This is a genomic window from Stenotrophomonas mexicanensis (assembly GCF_032911605.1).
GTDB lineage: Bacteria > Pseudomonadota > Gammaproteobacteria > Xanthomonadales > Xanthomonadaceae > Stenotrophomonas > Stenotrophomonas maltophilia_A.
In genome coordinates this window covers 1-17,637 of sequence record NZ_JAWJTG010000013.1, presented here as the reverse complement: position 1 = coordinate 17,637, position 17,637 = coordinate 1, and the positions used below count along the sequence as shown (strand labels likewise).

Sequence of the window (17,637 nt, the reverse complement as noted above, 5' to 3'; positions counted from 1 at the left end):
AGCCGGCCAGCGGCCGGCCCTACCGGTTCGGGGGTTCCGCGACGCTCAGGTGATGAATGGTTGCATCTGATGGTAGTGCCGGTCGCTGGCCGGCAACCATGGAATCCGGAGCAGCCGGCCAGCGGCCGGCTCTACCATTCCAGCGTTCGCGCAATCCAGTGGAATGGATCAATACAGCTCGCAGTGCGTGCGGCCTTCACCTCGTAGCGTGTCCCAATGCCCTTCGCCACTGATGGCATCGATGGCATCGCGCACCGCGCCTTCCAGGTGGCTCTTGTTGCCGCACAGGTACAGATGCCCACCGCGGGCCAATACATCGCGCACTTCGGCGGCGCGCTGCTGCAGCACATGCTGCACATAGACCTTTTCGGCGCCATCGCGCGAGAACGCGGTATGCAGGCCGGCCAGCACGCCTCTCGCGTGCCAGTCCTGCAGCTGCTCGCGATACAGGTAGTCGTGCTGGCTGTGCTTCTCGCCGAACACCAGGTGCACCTCGCGTTCGCAGGCGTTGGCCTGCAGTTCCTGCATCAGGCCCATCAACGGTGCGATGCCGGTGCCGGTGCCGACCAGCAGCAGCGGTGCATCGCCCGCGTCGGGCAGACGGAAGCCGGGATTGGAACGGCAGTACACCCGAGCGGTATCGCCGCCGTGCAGCAGACTGCCGGTGGCAGTGCCGAAGCGCTCGCGACCGCGCAGGGCGTACCGCACTTCGCGCACGCACAGGCTCAGCTGGTCGTGGTACGGGTACGAGGCGATCGAATAGGAACGCGGCAGGCGTGGTGACAGCAGCTCGCGAAGGCGGGCCAGCGGGATGCTGTCCGGGGTGGCGTGGTCCTGCAGTATGTCCAGCAGGTCCAGGCCGTGCAGGTAGGCTTCCAGCTCGCGCTTCTGGCTGACCTTCAACAGGCTCTTTAGAACGTCGCTGCCACCGAGCTTGGCCAGTTCGCGCAACACGCCCTTGCTCAGCAGGCGCAGCTCCCGATCATGCAGCGCAGCCACAGCGGCGGTGTCGCCGTACCAGATGGCCAATGCCTGCAGCAGGGCAGGGTCGTTCTCGGGTACCACGTGCAGGGTGTCGCCGGCGCGGTAGGCCATGCCACTGCCGGCAATGTCCAGTTGCAGGTGCCAGGCAGCCGGGTCGCTGCTGTTCAAGCGGCGGCGTTCGAGAATGGGGGCGGCAAAGGCATTGTCTTCGCCATAGGCAGTGACCTGCAGGTGCAGGTCCTGGCCAGCGTTCGCGTCGCCATCCAGCACCTGGCCCAGCACCGGTTGCCATTGCTGGAAGAACTGCTCGTAGCCCAGGTCGGCATCGACGCGATGCAGCAATGGCTGCGCCTGGCGCTCGCTCAGCGCCGCATCCAGTGCCTTGGTGAAGCCGCAGAAGCTGGGGTAGCCGGTGTCGCCGAGGCCGAACACTGCATAGCGCAGGCCGCTCAGTGTCGGAGTCTGGCGCAGGGTTTCAAAGAACTGTTCGCCGTTGGCCGGCGGTTCGCCGTCACCGAAGGAACTGGAGATCGCCAGCAGCACATCGCCGTGGCCGAGGCTGGCCACGTCGATGTCGTTGAACGGAAGCACCTGCGGCGCGTGCGGCTGCAGGTCCGCGCCCAGGCGCTGGGCCAGGGCGCGGGCATTGCCCGACTCGGACGCGAAGCCCACCAGCAGGCGGCTGAAGGGCGTACTGGTCGGGAGGGCGTTCACGCGGCCTCGTAGAAGTCGTCGAACTTTTCCTTGCTGAACTCGACCAGGTCGTAGTTCTGCATCAGGTCGTTCACCACGCGGCGGATGCTGATGTACGAGGTGATGTTGCCGTCGGCGTCGAACAGCGGCTGCACGGTGGTGTCGACCACGTAGAGCACGCCACCCTTGCCAAGGTTGGGCACGATGCCGGTCCAGGTCTTGCCGGCCTTGATGGTGTCCCACATGCCCTTGTAGACCGCCTTGGGCACATCAGGATGGCGCACGATGCTGTGCGGCTGGCCGATCAGCTCCTCGCGCGCGAACCCGGTGAGCGTGCAGAACAGGTCGTTGGCGTAGGTGATGTTGCCCTGCAGGTCGGTGGTGGAGATCACCATGACGTTCTGCATGGCACTCAGCAGCTGGGCGTTGTCGGGGGTGTAGCTCATCGCAGGGTCCTTGTGGAAGCCGGTAACGCCGGCGTGTTCGGGTCCTGCATAGAAATACGCCAGCACGGCGGCGGGCGGTTTGACATTGATCAAGTGGATGCCGGGATCGGCTGCGACCGGGTGTCGCAGGGAGAATCTCTGCAGAGACGAGCCCATGCTCGGCTCACGCGGCAAGCGGGAATGCCAGCAGCCGAGCATGGGCTCGGCTCTACAGGAACGGCGAGCGCGTCAGCCCATCAGATAGCGCAGTACACCCGCCGAGACCACGCCGATCAGCACCGTCGGCAGCATCGACAGCCGCGTGGCGGCCAGCAGGGTGATCGCCAGCGCGGCGAGGTCGGCGGGCTTGTCGGCGACGAAGTCGGGCGCGATCACCGAGATCAGCACGCAGCCCGGCGCGGCTTCCATCACCGTTACCGCGCGCTTGCTCAGTGTGCGGTTGCGCAGTGCGAGGAAGCCGACGATGCGGGTCAGGTAGGTGGCGGCGGCCATCAGCACGATGGTCAGTACCGAAGTCCAGTGGATCATGCCGTTGAAGATCAGGCCGTTGAAGATCATGCTGCGTCCTCCGCCAGCAGCCAGGCAGCGGCCAGGCCCGCCAGTGCGCCGCTGGCCACGTACCACGCACCCGGCACCAGCAGGTAGGTGGCAGCGGCCACCACCAGGCTGACCAGCCACGGACGCGCGGCCTTCATGCCCTGCCACATGCCACGCAGCAGCACCAGGAACACGGCGGGGAAGGCCATGTCGAAGCCGTAGGCGTGGATGTCGCCCAGCATCGGGCCGACGATCGCGCCCAGCGCGGTGCAGGCGACCCAGACCGTGTACAGGCCTGCCGACACGCCCAGGTAATAGGCCAGGCTGAAGCCGAGCGCACGGCGGCGCGCATCGGCCACGCCCATCGCCCAGCTTTCGTCGCACATGAAGAACAGCGCCGGCAGCACGCGGCGGCGCGGCAGGTGCTGCAGCAGCGGGGCCAGGCTGGCGCCCATCAGCAGGTGGCGGCTGTTGACCAGCGCGGTGATCGCCACGATCAGCGCGATATGCGGCGGCGAGGTCCACAGTTCGACGGCGGCGAACTCCGAGCCGCCGGCGAAGTTGAGGCCGGTCATCAGCGGCACTTCCAGCGCGCTCAGGCCCTTCTGGGCGGCCTGGGCGCCGAGCACCAGGGCGAAGGGAATGAAGCCGATCATCACCGGTACGGCGGCGCGCAGGCCGCGCAGGAATTCGGCGCGCGGGGCGGTATCGCAGGTATCGGGCAGGGGGAGGGTGGTACGGGCGTCCATCGAACGGCACAACGAGGTGGGGGTGGCCCATGCTAGCGGCCTGATCGCGAAATCGGGTTGCGTTGATGCCATTCGATTCGGGAATATTGAGATTCCATGCGGCCAATGTCGCCAACGGTGAAATTCCATGCAGTACCAACTCGACAACCTTGATCGCCGCATTCTCGACGCCCTGCAGCGTGACGGACGCCTGCAGAACCTGGAGCTGGCCCGGCAGGTGGGCCTTTCGCCCTCGGCCTGCCTGCGGCGGGTGCGGCTGCTGGAGGAAGGCGGCTACATCGACCGCTACGTTGCCCTGCTGAACGAGGCAAAGGTGGGGCGTGGCTTCACGGTGTTCGTGCGAGTGTGGCTGCGCGGGCAGGACGAGGACACCACCAACCACTTCATCAACAGCATCAAGTCGTTCCCGGAAGTGCTTGAATGCCATCTGATGGCCGGTGACTGCGATTTCCTGCTGCGGGTGGCGGTGGCCGATCTGGATGCCTACCGGCAGTTCCAGATGCAGCACCTGAACCGGATCGCCGGGGTGCAGAACACCAAGACCGAGATTCCGATGCAGCGGATCAAGCAGACCACCCAGCTGCCGCTTTGAGGATGGGTGGTTCCGGCCGGGTTGCACCCGGCACCCGCGGTAGTGCCGGCCGCTGGCCGGCAACCTCAGGAGCAACAGCAACCGCAACGGCGATGTTCCCAGGGCGGCGGGGCGGTGTGGCCAGGCAGGACACGCCGTAGACCCATCCATGGGGGCTCGATGGCGCCATCCATGGCGCCAACGGTCCTGCCTGCCCACACCGCCCCGCGCCTGACAGTTCCCCGCGACCTGTTGGGGTCGGATCCCGTTGCTGTGCAACGGGCTCTGACCCCGGGAGCAGATGGACATGTCTGTTCGATTCATTGATTCCTGATGCGTGACTGGGTTCACGGAGCCTGGCTCAACGCCGGGCGTAGGCAGCGGTCATCGCAATGACATCTGGCCCCGGTACGGTTTGAGCCTGCTTGCTGGTCGCGCGGGCCGGGTCTCCGGCCGTGGCGCGCGTCCACTGCAGCTGCTGTCGCTGCCGAGGGTCATGTGTTCTACGTCAGGGGGCTGAATGGACACCATGCGGTCAGAACTTGGAAGGTGGCCATCGCCGCATGGCTGCTGCTGTCTTTTGCCGCTGCCGCGCAGGACGGTGTTCATGCCTACGACATCCCTGCGCAGCCGCTGGAACAGGCGGTCGAGCGCTTCAGTGTCATCAGCGGGTGGTCGGTGATGTACCCGGGCGATCTTGCCGCCGGCCGTAGCAGCCATGCGCTGCGCGCCAGCCTTGCGCCGCTGCCTGCCTTGCAGATGCTGCTGCAGGATTCCGGTATCGAGGCCGAGGTGATCGGCGAGCAGCGCGTGGTGCTGCGCCGGGGCACGCCCGCGGCAGCCGAACCCGGTATTGGCGCCGAGCTCCCGGATGCTGAACGTCGGCGTCGCTACGGCGGCCTGCAGCAGCGGCTGCGTGCGGCGTTCTGTGACGACCCCGAGATCGCGCCCGGCCGCTATGCCGCAACGCTGCGCTTCCGCGTGGACGGCGAGGGCCGGGTGCAGCAGCCCGAGCTGCTGTCGGGCAGTGGCAGTGCCCGCCGCGATGCGCGCCTGTTGCAGGCGCTGCAGAGCCTGGTGCTGGCGCCCGAGGCCGCCGCGCTGCCGCAGCCGGTGACGCTGCAGATCCGACCTTCCGGCACCGACCACGACTGTGGCCGGCGCGCGCCCCTTCCATGACTTCAAGGATTCGAACATGAGCAACGGTACGGCTGGGGCAGTTGACCTGATGGACCACCTTCTGGGGGCCTACGACGAGCTGAAGCGCCGCCTGGTGCGCAAGCTGGGCTCGGAGGAGCTGGCCGGCGATGCGCTGCAGGACACCTGGATGCGCCTGAGTGCGCGCCGTGACCGCCTGGATGCCGTGCAGAACCCCGCGGCCTACCTGTTGCGCATGGCGATGAACACGGTGATCGACCGCCAGCGTGCCGACCACCGCCTGCTGAGCCTGGAAGAGGTGGATACGCTGATGGAGATGGCCGACCCTGCACCGGGCCCGGCGCAGGCGGCCGAACTGGATTTCGCGCTGGAGGACATGGTCGGCCTGCTGCAGCGCATGCCCGAGCGCCGACGCCGCATCCTGCTGGCGATCCGCGTCGATGGCCTGCAGCAGCGCGACGTCGCCGACCAGCTGGGCGTGTCGCTGCGGCTTGTGCAGCGCGAGCTGAAAGCGGCCCAGGACTACCTGGCCGAGCGCAGCGGGCAGGGGCGTCAGGTGCGGTTCTGAGCGGCGGCATCCGTCTACACTTTGACGCCGAGCAGAACCCCGCAGCGTGCGGGTCCGGCATGAGCCCCCATGGATCCTGACGATCGCCCGCAACGCCCGCTGGATGCCGTCGAGCGTCAGGCCCACGCGTGGGTGGTGCGGCTGACCTCGGGCGAGGCGACCGCCGTTGATGGGCGCAGGTTCCGTGAGTGGTGCGAGGCTGATCCGCGTCATCGCGAAGCATTCGGCCGTGCGCGCCGGCAATGGGAGCAGGTACGCCTGGCCGGCGAACAGCTGCCCGCCGCTGCGCGCCAGCCGGTCGCGCCGACGCCGTCCCAGCGCTGGAGCCGGCGCGCCTTCCTGGGCGCCGCGATTGCCGCACCGGCCAGCCTGGTGGTGGTGGCGGCGATCCGCCCGCCGCTGGGGCTGTGGCCCTCGGTGACGGCGATGGCGGCCGATTTCCACACCGGCACCGGTGAGCGACTGCAGATCGCGCCCTTGCCGCTGCTGAAGATCGAACTGGATACGCAGAGCAGCCTGCGCCGTCGTTCGGACACGCAGGGCGAAGGCTTCGAGCTGGTGCAAGGCCAGGCCGCGATTGAAACCCAGGCAGGCCTGCGCCTCGCCCTGTTCGCGGGGCCGGGCTGCGTGATTGCCGATGAAGGTGCGGTGCGCCTGGACGTGCGCAACACCCACGGCCAGGTACGGGTAACCTGCCTGCAGGGCAGCGCCCGCATCGAGCACCCGCAGGGCCGCCTGCAGCTGCAGGCGGGCCAGCAGACCCAGTACGACGAGCGCCTCAGTGGCGTGGTGGCCGAAGCCCTGGCCTCGGAAGTGAGCGCCTGGACCGAGGGCATGCTGGTGTTCCGCCGCGCTCCATTGCGCGAGGTGGTGGATGAAATCAACCGCTACCGCCGCGGCAAGGTGCTGCTGGGCGAATCGGCATTGGCACGGGCCCCGGTCAGCGGCCGCTTCCGCATCGATGACCCGGACGCGGCGCTGGAGCAGCTGCGACTGACGATGTCGCTGGATCTGCGTCGCTTTCCGGGTGGCATTGCCGTCCTTGGTTAGGTGAAGACGCTGGCCGTGCGCGCCGTGCAGGGCTGTTGCAAGCAGGGAGACGCCAAGGATGCGCAACGAGACCATCGGTGTGCTGGATCTGCGCCGCAACCTGTCGGCGTTGCTGGAAACCACGCAGCGACGGCCCTTGATGGTGCATCGCTACGGCTCGCCATGGGTGTGCGTGGTGTCCGACGCGCAGTGGCAGCAACAGGCCGTGCTGCTGGACTTCGATCCGCAGTCGCACCCGTTGGCGATGCTGCTGCGGCTGCAGCAGCAGGTGCTGCCCCTCGCTGAGGCCGGCACGCTGCCGCCTGCGGCGATGGCGCGCGTGCTGCTGCTGATGGGCATGCACGGCATCGGCGATCTCGTGCAACTGCACGAGCAGGTACAGCATCATCGTCTTTGGCACTGGTTCGTGGCCGGTACCCATGGCGTGATGGATGGCTGGCAGCTGCCAGCGCTGCGTGTTGCGATGGCGTCATGGCTGGATGACGTGGACATGTCCGACGCGCTGGCGGCGTTCGCGCAGCGTAGTGAGGTGGCGATTCTGGCGCGGCGCTGCGGCGGCGACGTACCGCGACTGGAGCGCGAAGCCTGCAGGCAGATGACGCTGCGATGACGTTGCTGATGAAGCGCCACGCAGCGCACAGAGATGCATTCGCGTTGTCGCTTCACCTGCCTTGCTGACGTCTTCTCCAGAGTACGACGCAGCACGCGTCGCGAAGCACGGGCGGCGCCGATGGCAGACAGTCGCAGGATCAGCATGCTGGAGCTGGACCGTCACCTGAGCCAGTCGCTGGAACAGGCACGGCATACGCCCGTGAACGTGCAGCGCTATGGGCACTCGTGGGTCTGGGTACTGTCCAGTGACGCCTGGGCAGATGCGGCGCGCTGGGCGGCACTGGATGGTAGTGCGCACCCACTGGTGGCGCTGCGAAAAGCCCTCGACCTGCATCTGCGGCCCTGGCCCGAAGCGGCCATGAACGCGCTGCCGCTTGACGCGGGCGATGTGCGGCTGCTGCAACGTGCGGCGCTGCTGGTGGTTGTGCGTGATCTCAACAGTGCGCAGCGCGTGTACGACGATCTGCGCTACCACCAGGCTTACCGGATGTTCATCGGCATCGACCATGGCACCGCGTGGTCGCCGATGCAGTGCGTGCGCCTGCTGCAGGCCTGCGCGCACCCGTTGCTGCGCGGCTGCATCGACGATGCGCTGGCCAGCGTGCCGCAGCACCTGTTCGAGTCTGCATGTGCCCCGGCTACACGTGTTGCGCCTGCACAGGCACACGCGCAGCGAATAGCAGGCGGATGTTTATCGTACTGACACATGCACCGCTGACCATGGCGCAGCGGTCTCTTCCAGGATGACGAGGGCGGAACAATGGCAAGGCAGGTGGATGGTCGCAGGGCTCGGCAGCAGGGTTTCAGCCTGATCGAGATCATGGTGGTGGTGGTGATCATCGGCATTCTTGCCGCGTTGATCGTGCCGCGGTTGATGGACCGTCCCGACCAGGCGCGCGTGGTGGCGGCGCGCCAGGACATCGCGGCGCTGATGCAGGCATTGAAGTTGTTCAAGCTGGACAACGGTCGCTATCCCAGCGCCGAACAGGGCCTGCAGGCGCTGGTGAAGCCGCCGCAGGGCGGTGGTGCGATGCCGGTGACACCGTATCTGGATCGCCTGCCGAATGACCCATGGGGCCATCCGTACCAGTACCAGATTCCCGGAACCCAGGGCGACATCGATGTGTTCTCGCTGGGTGCGGACAGCAAGCCCGGTGGCGACGCCGGGAACGCGGATATCGGCTCCTGGCAGCTGTGAGGCGTGCAGATGACAGCCCGGACGCGTTCGGTCCCGTGCACCCGCCAGCGCGGCATGGCGGTGATCGTCGCCCTGCTGGTGGTGGCATTGGTGGCGGTGATTGCCACTGCACTGCTGACCCGGCAGTCGGCACAGCTGCGTGCGCTGCGTGGCGACCAGCTGCGTGCGCAGGTGCGCATGGCGGTCGATGCCACCCTGGAGCGCGCGGCGCAGCAGCTGCGTGAGGATGTAAAGGAGCAGCTGACCACGGTGCGCGGCGGCCGTTGGGCGCGTCCGCTGACGCTGCAGTTGCCGCTGCCGGTGCAGTTGCAGCTGGTCGATGCACAGTCCATGTTCAACCTGCGCAACCTGCTGGCGCATGGCCGGCCGGACCCCGAGGCGCGACGCGCGTTCATCGCGTTGTGTGCTGGGCAGGGGCTGGGGCAGGGTGCCTGTGCATCTGCTGCCGACCACATCCAGGCGCGGCTGCGTGATGGCGACCTGCAGGCGCAGGCGCCGTTGCCGCGTGAATCGCCGATCGAGCAGGCCCTGGCGGGCGCCGACCCAGTGGCGGTGCAGGCACTGGCACGGCGCACCGTGGTGCTGCCGGCCCAGACCCTGGTCAATGCCAACACCAGTGACATCAGCGTGTTGCAGGCGGTCACTCCCGGCGTGGAGCCGGGGCGCCTGCAGGCGCTGCTCGGTGAGCGCGACGGTGGCCATTGGCTGCTCAACCGCGGTGATATCGCCAATCGACTGCAACTGAGCAGCGCGCAGATGGCCGTGGTGCCGCTTGGCATTCATAGCGAGTGGTTCCTTGCCGTCGGCCAGGTACAGGCCGATGGCAGTGCGGTCGACTTCCGGGCCCTGATCTGGCGCGAGTATCGCGATGACAGTGTGCGCGTGCAGCGTGTGTGGACGAGGATTGGAGCATGAGCGTGCAGCTGAGGGTGCGCCTGCCGGCGCTGGAACACCTGCGCGCCGACAGTACGGTCGAGTGGGCGCAGATGCACAAGGGTGGGGTGCTGGCCCATGGCCGCGAGGGCTTGGCCGTGCTCGGGCAACGTCATCCGCAGGCCGAGGTGCTGGCCTGTCTCGATCCGCAGGAGCTGATCCTGCTGGAACTGCAGCTGCCGCCACTGTCGGGCCGCAGGCTGCAGGCCGCACTGCAGGGCGAAGTAGAGGCGATGCTGCTGGATGACCTGCAGGAGGTCGCGTTGGCACACGGTGCGCAGGCGGCGGACGGCACGGTTCCGGTGGCCTGGCTCGGCCAGCAGGCAGTCCTGCAGGCGCAACAGCTGCTGGCCTCGTGCGCACTGCAGCTTCAGGCGCTGTATCCGACGCCGCTGCTGCTGCCGTGGCAGAACGGCCAGGCAACGCTGCAGGCTGACGGTGAGCATCTGCTGGTGCGCTGCGGGCGCGATCGTGGTTTTGTGCAGTGGTGCGGTGGGCGCGACACGGCGGCGGTGCTGCAGTCGCTCGCGACGCGTCTTCAGCAATCCGGGGTGCAGGCCGTGCAGTGGATCGACAGCGTGCCGTTGGCGTGGCCGGAGAACCTGCCGGCCACCGTGGTCGCGCATGAACGGCAGGCCAGCGGACCCGTGCCAGCGTGGTCGTTGCCACTGCCGGGTCGCAGCAGGCAGGCACCACGCGTGGCGATCGGCCTCGCATTGGCGGCGGTGTTGCTGGCTGCGCTTGGGCTGCAGCTGCAGGTCTCGCGCTGGCGCAGCGAGGGCGAGGCGTTGCAGCAGGACATGGTGCGGCAGTTCAGCTCGCACTTTCCGGAGATCACCGATGTGGTGGACCCGGTGCTGCAGGCGCGGCGCGCGCTGGCCGTGCCGTTGCCGGCGCCGCCGTTGCCACCGGTGCAGCGGCAGGTCGCAACGACGCTGCAGGCAATACCGGAGTTGGGCGGCCAGGTGCGCGGCCTGCACTATCAACCCGGCCAGCTGGAACTGGAGCTGGACGCCGATGCGCAGGCGGTAGCCGATGACGCGCAGCGGCTGGAGCAGTGGCAGCAGGCGGCGCAGGCGCAGGGCCTGCAGCTGGCGCGCGAGGCCGGTGGACGCCTGCGGGTGAGCGGGGGCGGACAGTGACCGCCAGAGCCGTGCGCTTGGGCGAGGGTGTGGCCGGTCTGCAGCGACGCTGGCAGCACCTGCCGCCGCGCGACCGCTGGATGCTGTGGGTGATGGTGCTGGCGCTGCTGGCAGCGGGGCTGTGGTCATTCTGGCTGGAGCCGCTGCTGAAACAGCGTGCGCACTGGCAGGCTGAGCTGCCGCGGCTGCAGGCGCAGGCGCGCGCACTGGCGCCGCTGCTGCGTGCACGCGAACGCCAGCAGCAGGTGCAGGGGCAGCGCCCGACGCTGGCCGCGCTGCGTAATGGAATCAAGTCCGCCGGCCTCGCCGATGGACTGCATGTCGAAGCACGCGACGGGCGTTGGCACCTGCAGGTGCAGGCCGTACCTGCTGACGCACTGTGGAACTGGCTGCTGCCCGTGCTGGCCGATCCGGCCATCGAACTGCAGCAGCTGCAACTGACACGCACAGGGGATGCGAACATGCCGGCGGCACGGATATCCGGAAACATCGTGATGGCACTCACTGCGGGTGGCCATTCATGAGGGCGATGCGCAGCCTTGCCTGCAGCACTGTACTGGCCCTGATCGTGGGTGGCGCTCACGTTGTTGCACCGGCACAGGCGCAGGATGCCCCCGATGAACCGGTGCAGTTGAACCTGGTGGATACCGATATCGGCGGCGTACTGCGCATGGCGGCGCGCTTCACCGGTCGCCAGTTCCTGGTCGACCCGCGGGTGACCGGCAAGATGACCGTGGTCTCTGATGGCCCGGTCAGCCGTACCCAGGCGTACCAGTTGCTGCTGGGCGCACTGCGCATGCGTGGCTTTGCCGTGGTCGAGAACGGCGGTGTCAGCCGGGTGGTGCCGCAGGCCGAGGCCAAGCTGCTCGGTGGCCGTGTGGGCGCGGGCGGGGCCGGCGGCGAGGTGGCCACGCGCACCTTCGCGCTGCGCTACGAGAATGCCGCCGCGCTGGTAGCGGTGCTGCGGCCGATGATCAGCCCGGACAATCCGATCACTGCCAACCCTGGCAACAACACCCTGGTGATCACTGACTATGCCGACAACCTCGAGCGCATCGCGCGGGTGATCGCCACCGTCGACACGCCGGCAGGCATGGACACCGACGTGGTCAAGCTGCAGCAGGGCATTGCCGTTGACGTGGCAGCGATGGTCGCACCGCTGCTGGATGCGCAGGGCGCCGAGCCCAGCCAGAAGGTGGTGGTGATGGCTGACCCCCGCAGCAACAGCGTGCTGCTGCGTTCCAGCAGCCCGGGCCGAACGCGCCTGGCGCGGCAGTTGGTGGAGAAGCTGGACCGCGCGCAGGACGAGTCCGGCAACCTGCATGTGGTCTACCTGCGCAATGCCCAGGCCAATCAGCTCGCCGGCGTGCTGCGCGGCGTGGTGGCCGGGCAGAGCGATGCACCGGCAATGGGCAGCAACGAAGGCATCACGCCACTGCCGGGTGACGCCAACCGCGCCACACCGGCGCAGCCGTCGCAGCCGCAGCAGGCCAAGACCGGTGGCAATGCGCTGGAATCGCAGCGGCTGGACCCGAACCGCCGCGACCCGATCGACGCCGGTAGCACCGGCTTCAGCCAGAACGGAATTTCGGTGCAGGCCGACGTGGCCACCAACACGCTGCTGATCTCCGCCCCCGAGCCGGTGTACCGCAACCTGCGGCGGGTGATCGACCAGCTCGACCAGCGCCGTGCACAGGTGCTGGTGGAAAGCCTGATCGTGGAGGTCAACCAGACCGACGCGGCCGAACTGGGCGTGCAGTGGATGCTGGGCAATGGCCGCACCTTCGGCGGCACCCACTTCGGCGGCACCACCGGTGGAAGCGGGCTGAACACCGCCGCACGCACCACCCTGGACGTGCTGCCCAAGGATGGTCTGAAGATCGGCGTGATCGACGGCACCATCAACCTGCCCGGCGTCGGCCAGATCCTCAACATGAAGGCGTTGGCCAACGCGCTGCAGAGCAAGGGCGGTGCCAACATCCTGTCCACGCCGAACCTGATGACGCTGGACAATGAAGCGGCCAGCATCATGGTCGGGCAGACCGTGCCGTTCGTCAGCGGCCGCTACGTGACCGACGGCGGTGGCGGCAGCAACAACCCGTTCCAGACCATCGTGCGCGAGGACGTGGGCCTGAAGCTGCGGGTGCGCCCGCAGATCTCCGAGGGCGGCACGGTGAAGCTGGACATCTACCAGGAAGTCAGCAGCATCGACGCGCAGAGCGCGAACAGCACGGCCGGCATCATCACCAACAAGCGCGCCCTGGATACCAGCGTGCTGCTGGACGATGGCCAGATCATGGTGCTGGGTGGCCTGCTGGAAGACAGCGTCAGCCATGGCCGTGACGCGGTGCCGGGGCTGGGAAAGATCCCGGTGCTGGGCGCCTTGTTCCGCAGTGATACGCGCAAGCGTTCCAAGACCAACCTGATGGTGTTCCTGCGCCCGCACGTGGTGCGTGATCCGGCCGCCGGCCAGCGCCTGACCCGCGACCGCTACGACTACATGCGCAACGCGCAGGCCGGTGCGCAGCCGGTGCAGAGCTGGGCGCTGCCGGCGCTGTCGGCACCGCAGCTGCCGCCGCAGGACCTGTCTGTACTCGGCCAGGGCAATGCGCGCGATGGCCAGGGCCAGCCGCTGCAGAACAGCAGCCTGGCGGCGCTGTACCCGTCCGGTGACGGCGATGCGCAGCTGGTGCAGTTCGCGCAGGGGTTGGACCCCGCGCGTGCCAGCCAGGGCGTGGCGCAGGTGCGGGCGCTGGGCCTGCAGGCCTATGCCGAGGCGACGCCCGGCGAGAGCGGGCAACGCCTGCGCGTGCGATTGCCGCGCGATCCGGCGACGCTGGACCCGGCGCTGCAGCAGCTGCGCGGGCTGGGCTATACGCCGGAACTGGTGATCGGGCCATGAGCGCCGCTGCGCCACTGCCGTACGCCTGGGTGCGCAGCCATGGCGTGATGCTGTCCGAAGTTGGCGGCGAGTCGGTGCTGCTGGGCACTGCCGAAACCGCGGCGTGGGCCGTGGCCGAACTGCGCCGTCGGCATGGTCCGCTGCCGTTCCAGGTACTGGATGCTGCGACCTGGCAGCAGCGGCTGGGTGAGCAGTACCGTGACGGCGGCGACGCCGCTGCCGTGGTCGGTGCTGCTGAAAGCGAAGTCGATCTGGACCGGCTGATGCAGGACATGCCGGAAGTCACCGATCTGCTGGACGCGCAGGACAATGCGCCGGTGATCCGCATGATCAACGCGCTGCTGGCACAGGCCGCACGCGATGGCGCCAGCGACCTGCACATCGAGCCGTTCGAGACCCACTCGGTGGTGCGCTACCGGGTGGACGGCACCCTGCGCGACATGGTGCAGCCGCGGCGCGCACTGCACGCGGCGCTGGTGTCGCGCATCAAGATCATGGCCCACCTGGACATTGCCGAGAAGCGGCTGCCGCAGGACGGGCGCATCGCGATCCGCGTGGGTGGGCGTCCGCTGGACATCCGTGTCTCCACGGTGCCGACCGGGCATGGCGAGCGTGCTGTGCTGCGCCTGCTGGAGAAGGATGCCGGCCGTCTGCAGCTGCAGCGGCTGGGCATGGCCGATGACACCCTGGCCACGTTCACCGGATTGATCCGGCAGCCGCACGGCATCGTGCTGGTCACCGGCCCGACCGGCAGCGGCAAGACCACCTCGTTGTATGCGGCGCTGGGCCAGCTCGACAGCAGCACCAGCAACATCCTCACAGTGGAGGACCCGGTGGAGTATGACTTCGCCGGCATCGGCCAGATTCAGGTCAACGCCCGTATCGGCATGAGCTTCGGCACGGCGCTGCGCGCGATTCTGCGCCAGGACCCGGACACCATCATGATCGGTGAGATCCGCGACCTGGAGACCGCGCAGATTGCGGTGCAGTCGTCGCTGACCGGCCATGGCGTGCTGGCCTCCCTGCACACCAACGACGCGATTTCGGCGGTGACGCGCCTGGCCGACATGGGCGTGGAACCGTTCCTGCTGGCCTCGTCGCTGCGCGGCGTGCTGGCGCAGCGGCTGGTGCGGCGGCTGTGCACGCAGTGCCGGCGCGCCGAGGTGGACGACGATGGCCGTACCGTGTGGCGTGCGGTCGGCTGCGCGGCCTGTGCCAACAGCGGCTACCGGGGGCGTACCGGCATCCACGAGCTGTTCGTGGTGGACGATCGCGTGCGTGCGCTGATCCATGAAGGGCAGGGTGAACCTGCGCTGCGCGAGGCGGCGCGGCGTGCCGGCATGCGGACCTTGCGCCAGGACGGCCAGCGTTGGGTCGACAGCGGGGTGACCACGCTGGAAGAGATCCTGCGCGTCACCGGCGACGACTGAGGCCTGCATGGCACTGTTCGACTACCAGGCTGCCAACGCGCAGGGCCGCATCGAGAAGGGTCAGCTGGACGCCGACAGCCCGCGCGGCGCACGCCAGCTGCTGCGCGGTCGCGGGCTGACACCCGTGCAGGTCAGCGCGGCGCGCGGTGCGGGCAGTGGCTGGGGCGCCCGCCGGCTGTCTGCCAGCGAGCTGGCCTGGGCCACGCGCCAGCTGGCCAGCCTGCTGGCCGCGAGCCTGCCGTTGGAAGCCGCATTGACTGCGGTGATCGAACAGGCCGAGCGCCCGCATGTGGCCCAGGCACTCACCGCCGTACGCGCCGACGTGCGTGCCGGCCAGCGCCTGACCGTTGCGCTGGCCGCGCGGCCGCGCGATTTCCCGCCGATCTATCGGGCGCTGGTGGGCGCAGGTGAAGACTCCGGTGACCTGGCGCGGGTGATGGAGCGCCTTGCCGACTACATCGAAGAACGCAACGCGCTGCAGGCCAAAGTACTGACCGCCTTCATCTACCCCGCGGCGATCAGCCTGGTGTCGGTGGCGATCGTGATCTTCCTGCTCAGCTACGTGGTGCCGCAGGTGGTGACCGCGTTCGTGCAGGCGCGGCAGACGCTGCCGATGCTGACCCAGGTGATGTTGGCGGCCAGTGCATTCGTTCGCAGCTGGGGAGTGGGGGCGGGGCTCGGCATCGCTGCGTTGGTGGTGGCATGGCGGTTGGCTCTGCGCAAGCCCGAGCTGCGCCTGCGCTGGGACGCGATGCTGCTGCGGGTGCCGATGGTCGGGCGTTTCGTACTGGGTGTGAACAGTGCGCGCTTTGCCTCGACGCTGGCGATCCTGCTGGATGCCGGTGTGCCACTGCTGCGTGCCTTGGAGGCGGCGCGGCAGACGCTTGGCAATGCGCTGCTGGCGCGCTGTGCCGATGATGTGTCCGCGCGCGTGCGCGAAGGTGCGGCGTTGGGTGCTGCGTTGAAGGTGCAGAAGGTGTATCCGCCTATCCTGGTGCACCTGGTGGCCAGCGGTGAGAAGACCGGCTCGCTGGCACCGCTGCTGGATCGTGCTGCACAGACGATCTCGCGCGAGATCGAACGTCGCGCGATGGCACTGACCGCGCTGCTGGAACCGACCATGATCCTGGTGATGGGCGGCGTGGTGCTGACGATCGTGCTGGCCGTGCTGATGCCGATCATGGAAATGAATCAATTGGTCCAGTGATGCGCAACGCGCATCACGGCACGCTTTCGATTCTCCACACAATCCTCCACACCTTTTTTCGATCTTCCACAGGTTTCTTAAGCGGCCTGTCATCGGCGCAGACCAGCATGGACACGTCGCCGCAGAGTGGGCTGGGAGGCCCTCGGCGGCAGCAGGCGTGTAGTGACCGTTCCTCCCTTGGCGTTTCCCTTCGCAGTAAACCCTTCAGGAGAAGATCATGAACAAGTACAAGACCCTGGCCGCGCTGGTTGCCACCGCGCTGCTCGCCACCGCCGGTGCCGCTTCGGCGCAGACTGCCGTCACCGGTGGCGGCGCCTCGCTGCCGGCCGACCTCTACAAGGGTTCGGCTGACAGCATCCTGCCGGCCAACTTCAGCTACGCCGTGACCGGCTCGGGTACCGGCAAGAAGGCCTTCCTGGAAAACAACTCGGCGCTGTTCTCCACCACCGGTACCGTGCACTTCGCCGGTAGCGATTCGGTGCTGAGCAGCACCGAGCTGAACACCTACAACAGCACCTACAACGTGTCCGGCGATGCCAACCGCTACGGCGCCCTGGTACAGATCCCGTCGGTGGCCACCTCGGTCACGATTCCGTTCAACAAGGCCGGTTCGGCCGTTGACCTGTCGGTGACCCAGATCTGCGGCATCTTCTCCGGCAAGATCAACAACTGGAGCCAGCTGGCGGGCCTAGGCCGTACCGGTGCCATCCAGGTTGTCTACCGTGGCGAGAGCAGCGGCACCAGCGAACTGCTGACCCGCTTCCTGACCAGCGCCTGCCAGCCGGCTGACGTGTCGGGCACCAACCTGAAGCTGGCCAACGGCGTGCCGGCGTTCTCGGTGCAGTCGACCTTCGCCAACCTGTTCACCAGCGTGCCGTCGAACTTCGTCGCTGCCCCGGCCACCGGCGGCACCGCGCTGTACAACGCTGTCTATGCCGTTGACGGCCGCGTCGGCTACGTCGGCCCGGACGTCATCCCGAGCCTGACCGATGCCACCAAGGTCGCCAAGGTCAAGAGCTTCTCGCCGGATGAAGTGAGCGTGCAGGCGACTCTGGAGACCGCTGCTCCGCCGACCGGCGCTGCTGCAGAGAACCCCGCCAACTGGGTGCCGGTGTTCGGCAACCCGAGCGCGGGCTATCCGATCGCTGGCTACACCAACTTCGTGTTCGGCCAGTGCTACAAGAACGCCACCGTGGGCGCCAATGTGCGCGGCTTCCTGACCCGCCATTACGGCAGCACCGTGGTCAACGGTGTGGAGCAGGGCCCGAACGACGACGCCATCCGCGCGCACAAGTTCATCCCGCTGACCAAGGCCTGGCGTGATGCCGTCCGCGCTCGTTTCGCCACCGCCACCAACGCCGGTGCGGTGAACAATCCGAGCACCTGCTCGGGAATCGGCCGTCCGCTGTAACTGCGACATAGAAGTGTTCTCCAGGTGCGCCGGCCGTCAGGCCGGC

General features: G+C 68.0%; 18 protein-coding genes. 14 read left to right on the top strand and 4 right to left on the bottom strand.

Annotated features, from left to right (window positions below; all coding sequences use genetic code 11):
• Window positions 1-168: 168 nt before the first annotated feature.
• From R1L06_RS07725 to R1L06_RS07710, 4 genes are all read right to left on the bottom strand, one after another.
• On the bottom strand, window positions 169-1,698 hold the full coding sequence (locus R1L06_RS07725; protein WP_317217349.1) for a diflavin oxidoreductase: 1,530 nt from the start codon (window positions 1,696-1,698) through the stop codon (window positions 169-171).
• Window positions 1,695-2,123, bottom strand: a complete 429-nt coding sequence (locus R1L06_RS07720; protein ID WP_317217348.1) for a PAS domain-containing protein — start codon at window positions 2,121-2,123, stop codon at window positions 1,695-1,697. Before R1L06_RS07720 ends, R1L06_RS07725 begins: the two co-directional genes overlap by 4 nt.
• Window positions 2,124-2,351: 228 nt before the next feature.
• Window positions 2,352-2,666: an AzlD family protein gene (locus tag R1L06_RS07715; protein ID WP_097047835.1), complete on the bottom strand. Its 315-nt coding sequence runs from the start codon at window positions 2,664-2,666 to the stop codon at window positions 2,352-2,354.
• 11 nt (window positions 2,667-2,677) lie between these two features.
• Entirely contained in the window at window positions 2,678-3,409 is a 732-nt protein-coding gene (locus R1L06_RS07710) for an AzlC family ABC transporter permease (RefSeq protein ID WP_014037422.1), read from the bottom strand.
• Between the two features lie 127 nt (window positions 3,410-3,536).
• On the opposite strand from R1L06_RS07710, the gene R1L06_RS07705 reads away from it, so the two are divergent.
• The 14 genes from R1L06_RS07705 to R1L06_RS07640 all read left to right on the top strand — a co-directional run bounded on the left by R1L06_RS07705 (window position 3,537) and on the right by R1L06_RS07640 (window position 17,591).
• The gene (locus R1L06_RS07705; RefSeq protein ID WP_005409896.1) at window positions 3,537-4,001 is read left to right on the top strand and encodes an Lrp/AsnC family transcriptional regulator; all 465 of its coding nucleotides are present in this window, start codon (window positions 3,537-3,539) and stop codon (window positions 3,999-4,001) included.
• Between the two features lie 477 nt (window positions 4,002-4,478).
• Window positions 4,479-5,159 carry a TonB C-terminal domain-containing protein gene (locus R1L06_RS07700; protein WP_317217347.1) on the top strand — a complete coding sequence of 227 codons (681 nt, stop codon included), beginning with the start codon at window positions 4,479-4,481 and terminating at the stop codon, window positions 5,157-5,159.
• 16 nt (window positions 5,160-5,175) lie between these two features.
• A complete protein-coding gene (locus R1L06_RS07695; protein ID WP_032128154.1) occupies window positions 5,176-5,706 on the top strand; it encodes an RNA polymerase sigma factor in 531 nt (176 codons plus the stop codon).
• A 69-nt stretch (window positions 5,707-5,775) separates the two neighbouring features.
• Window positions 5,776-6,756, top strand: coding sequence for a FecR family protein (locus R1L06_RS07690; RefSeq protein WP_317217346.1), 981 nt, complete (start codon window positions 5,776-5,778; stop codon window positions 6,754-6,756).
• Window positions 6,757-6,814: 58 nt separating this feature from the next.
• Window positions 6,815-7,366: a hypothetical protein gene (locus R1L06_RS07685; RefSeq protein ID WP_317217345.1), complete on the top strand. Its 552-nt coding sequence runs from the start codon at window positions 6,815-6,817 to the stop codon at window positions 7,364-7,366.
• Between the two features lie 144 nt (window positions 7,367-7,510).
• Window positions 7,511-8,071, top strand: coding sequence for a hypothetical protein (locus tag R1L06_RS07680; RefSeq protein WP_317217344.1), 561 nt, complete (start codon window positions 7,511-7,513; stop codon window positions 8,069-8,071).
• Between the two features lie 57 nt (window positions 8,072-8,128).
• Window positions 8,129-8,566: a type II secretion system major pseudopilin GspG gene (gspG, locus tag R1L06_RS07675; RefSeq protein WP_317217343.1), complete on the top strand. Its 438-nt coding sequence runs from the start codon at window positions 8,129-8,131 to the stop codon at window positions 8,564-8,566.
• Between the two features lie 9 nt (window positions 8,567-8,575).
• Window positions 8,576-9,481 carry a type II secretion system minor pseudopilin GspK gene (gene gspK / locus R1L06_RS07670; RefSeq protein ID WP_317217342.1) on the top strand — a complete coding sequence of 302 codons (906 nt, stop codon included), beginning with the start codon at window positions 8,576-8,578 and terminating at the stop codon, window positions 9,479-9,481.
• On the top strand, window positions 9,478-10,641 hold the full coding sequence (gene gspL, locus R1L06_RS07665) for a type II secretion system protein GspL (protein WP_317217341.1): 1,164 nt from the start codon (window positions 9,478-9,480) through the stop codon (window positions 10,639-10,641). The genes gspK and gspL overlap by 4 nt, the downstream gene beginning before the upstream one ends.
• Window positions 10,638-11,165, top strand: a complete 528-nt coding sequence (locus R1L06_RS07660) for a type II secretion system protein M (RefSeq protein ID WP_032128120.1) — start codon at window positions 10,638-10,640, stop codon at window positions 11,163-11,165. Before gspL ends, R1L06_RS07660 begins: the two co-directional genes overlap by 4 nt.
• Window positions 11,162-13,543: a type II secretion system secretin GspD gene (gene gspD / locus R1L06_RS07655; protein WP_317217340.1), complete on the top strand. Its 2,382-nt coding sequence runs from the start codon at window positions 11,162-11,164 to the stop codon at window positions 13,541-13,543. The genes R1L06_RS07660 and gspD overlap by 4 nt, the downstream gene beginning before the upstream one ends.
• A complete protein-coding gene (gene gspE / locus R1L06_RS07650; RefSeq protein WP_317217339.1) occupies window positions 13,540-14,973 on the top strand; it encodes a type II secretion system ATPase GspE in 1,434 nt (477 codons plus the stop codon). The genes gspD and gspE overlap by 4 nt, the downstream gene beginning before the upstream one ends.
• A gap of 7 nt (window positions 14,974-14,980) precedes the next feature.
• Entirely contained in the window at window positions 14,981-16,180 is a 1,200-nt protein-coding gene (gspF, locus tag R1L06_RS07645) for a type II secretion system inner membrane protein GspF (RefSeq protein WP_317217338.1), read from the top strand.
• A gap of 217 nt (window positions 16,181-16,397) precedes the next feature.
• Window positions 16,398-17,591, top strand: coding sequence for a substrate-binding domain-containing protein (locus R1L06_RS07640; protein WP_317217337.1), 1,194 nt, complete (start codon window positions 16,398-16,400; stop codon window positions 17,589-17,591).
• Window positions 17,592-17,637 lie beyond the last annotated feature (46 nt).